The following is a 2,183-nucleotide window of genomic DNA, read 5'->3' as shown; positions in this document are numbered from 1 at the left end:
GTCTAGGTGTGCGAACCGTTGATATAATGGGACCGATGTTGGAAGCATTTTCAGAAACGTATGGACACCTACCAAAGCGCAAACCAGGCTTACTGCACGAAATGGACGCCGATTACTTCCGAAGAGTAGATGCTATCGAATTTGCTGTCAAATACGACGATGGCAAAGACAACCGCGGCATGCTTCAAGCCGAAGTAGTCCTAATCGGTGTCTCACGTACATCCAAGACACCACTTAGCATTTACCTGGCACACAAAGGGATTAAATCTGCTAACCTTCCTATCATTCCAGAAGTAAAGCTACCACCTGAGCTTTTCAAAATCCCAAGCAAACGCATCATCGGCCTCACCATGGACGCCAACCAAATCTTACAAATTCGTCTCGAACGTCTCAAAGCCGTCGGCCTTCCGGATGGTTCCCAATACGCCACCATCCGCCGCATCCAAGAAGAACTTGATTATGCTCAATCCATCATGAAGCAGCTCGGCTGCCCCATCATCAACGTCACCAACAAAGCAATCGAAGAAACAGCTGGAATAATCCTAGATCTTGTTTCATTCAGATAAATGAAATCCTTCACCATAAACGATGCCCAACGAACTCAACATGTTCAGTGGCATCTTTTTTATATTAATCCAAACCCGAGCCACCCCCAGCCTCACCAAGCTACCGTCCCACACCGCGCCTACATTCACACCTGCACCTGAGCCATCTCCATCCCCACCGAGCTGCTGCGCCCCATCGCGCCCCACATTACACCTGCACTCAAGCCACCTGTACCCTACCAAACTACCGCGCCACACTATGCCGACATTCATAACTGCACCCGAGCCACCTCAATCCCCACCAAGCTACCGCGCCACACCACGCCCACATTCACACCTGCACTCGAGCCACCTCAATCCCACCAAGCTACCGCGCTACACCATGCCCACATACATAACTGCACCCGAGCCGCCTCAATCCCCACGAAACTACCGTGCCATACCGCGCCTACATTCACACCTGCACTCAAGCCACCTGTACCCCTACCAAGCTACCACGCCCCACCGCGATCACATTCGTTTCTACACTCGAGCCACTCAAGCCTCAGCCCCACCGCGCTGCCGCCCCACACCGCGCCCCACATTACACCTGCACTCAAGCCACCTGTACCCCTACCAAGCTACCGCCACACTGCGATCACATTCGTATCTACATTCGAGCCACTCAAGCCTCAGCCCCACCAAGCTGCCGCCTCACACCGAGCCACATTCACACCTGCACCCCTACCCAAGCTACCGACCAGCACAACATCCACGTAGAATCCGAACTAGTAACTCCGTAACCGCTCTCATTGGTGACTCAATATAGCTTAAATAAGTAAAACCTGTCGTATCTACAAAAGCTATTTTCGCTTTGAATTAAGCTGCTTATAGAAAAGGATTTGAGCACCTGTTTGACTGTGTTTTTATTAATTTTGTATATACCACAGAAATTGTGTTTTGCCGACCAATCCTACTTGGAACAGGAGAGCACAATAAAAAAACTATCAATTAATTCGGACTCGTAAATTACTCGAATGCAAAGAGTGTAGAATGCAGGTTTCTTTAACTGCGGGGACAATCATGCACAAGTCCAAGCTCCCACTATTGCTATGGTTTCAAGCCATTCAATTTTTAATTAAAGAGGGAGTAGAGTGTACAGCGAGTATGCTATCTCATGTTCTAGAGATTAATTATAGAAGCGCGCAATTATTGCTGAAAAAAATTCATTTTGCATTCGAGTATACTAAAAATAGGACTAAATTACTTAATAAACCTGAGGTTTCAACCTCCGAATCACTAAAACCTGATACATTATCTTCCTCTGAAGGATCTCACCAATGTTCACAACCTCAAAAAAAATCTTTAATCCACGATCTACATTCTTATCTTGAATCTAAATTAAACAGACTAAACACTAAGTTAACGATCCATAATAATCCTTGTAGTAATCCTCAAATAAATGGTTATATCAAAGATCAGTTTAATACCAAGCACGACGGTGCTAGTTTTCTTATCAAGTGGATTAAAATGGCCGTATCCAATTATTTTTATCCTACATTACTGAAGTGTTTTCAAATTCCCGAATAAGAATTAACTGCGATTTGACCCCATTCGGTTTTTCAGGCATGATGGTAGAGTATCATGTTTAGTTAACTT

Annotated in this window: 2 protein-coding genes; one reads left to right on the top strand and one right to left on the bottom strand. The window is 45.7% G+C overall.

The window, feature by feature from the left end:
• A partial coding sequence (locus AC1DUA_RS36490) for a pyruvate, water dikinase regulatory protein (RefSeq protein ID WP_477504383.1) occupies positions 1–566 on the top strand: 566 nt, incomplete at its 5' end.
• Here the strand turns inward: AC1DUA_RS36490 and AC1DUA_RS36485 are convergent.
• A complete protein-coding gene (locus tag AC1DUA_RS36485; protein WP_477504382.1) occupies positions 555–818 on the bottom strand; it encodes a hypothetical protein in 264 nt (87 codons plus the stop codon). The two genes, AC1DUA_RS36490 and AC1DUA_RS36485, sit on opposite strands and share 12 nt — an antisense overlap.
• Positions 819–2,183: the final 1,365 nt, after the last annotated feature.

It is taken from the genome of Paenibacillus sp. 01T422 (assembly GCF_056398785.1).
Note: the sequence above shows the minus strand (reverse complement) of the source record. Positions and strands in the feature narration are given on the sequence as shown.

Coding starts and splice junctions, on each gene's coding strand:
- AC1DUA_RS36485 (WP_477504382.1), bottom strand. CDS start 818: ATGAATGTCGGCATAGTGTGGCGCGGTAGTTTGGTAGGGTACAGGTGG.